The organism is Pseudomonas xionganensis (assembly GCF_009763245.1).
GTDB lineage: Bacteria > Pseudomonadota > Gammaproteobacteria > Pseudomonadales > Pseudomonadaceae > Aquipseudomonas > Aquipseudomonas xionganensis.
The window spans coordinates 1-497 of sequence record NZ_WKJZ01000009.1; the positions used below are offsets into that span (position 1 = coordinate 1).

The window sequence follows — 497 nt, forward strand, 5'->3', positions numbered from 1 at the left end:
AATCCACTGCCGTTGATGTTTGCAGCCTTGGGCAGTGCCATAGGCTGGTCACAAAGTGCCGGTGCCGTGGTGAGCGCGGCAGGTAGCAGCTACGGCGCGGATGATGAAGGTGCGGTCAGTACGGTTATCAGTCTGAGCATCACGGGTGGTGATGGAACGGACTCCGGCCTTGAAACGACCGATGGTCAAAGCATCTTCTTGTACAAAGAGGGCGACCTGGTTGTTGGGCGTGTTGGTGCGTCAGATGGCCCGGCCGCCTTTGCGGTGAGCATTGATGCGGACAGTGGTGTGTTGAGCGTTGCGCAATACCTGTCGCTGCATCATCCGGATAGTCCGAATGAGTATGACGAAGCGGTTAGCTTGCTGTTTAGCGGCGGTGAGCAAGAAGAGCCGATCAACCTGATCAATGCCGTGGTGACGGTGACAGATGGTGATGGTGACCAAGCGGTTAGTGAAACGGTTGGTATTGGTCAGCTGATTCAGTTCGAAGACGATGG

At 55.9% G+C, this 497-nt stretch carries 1 protein-coding gene; it reads left to right on the forward strand.

Going from position 1 to position 497, the window contains the following annotated elements:
* On the forward strand, window positions 1-497 hold a 497-nt coding region (locus GJV18_RS18485), incomplete at both ends, for a DUF5801 repeats-in-toxin domain-containing protein (protein WP_218572198.1).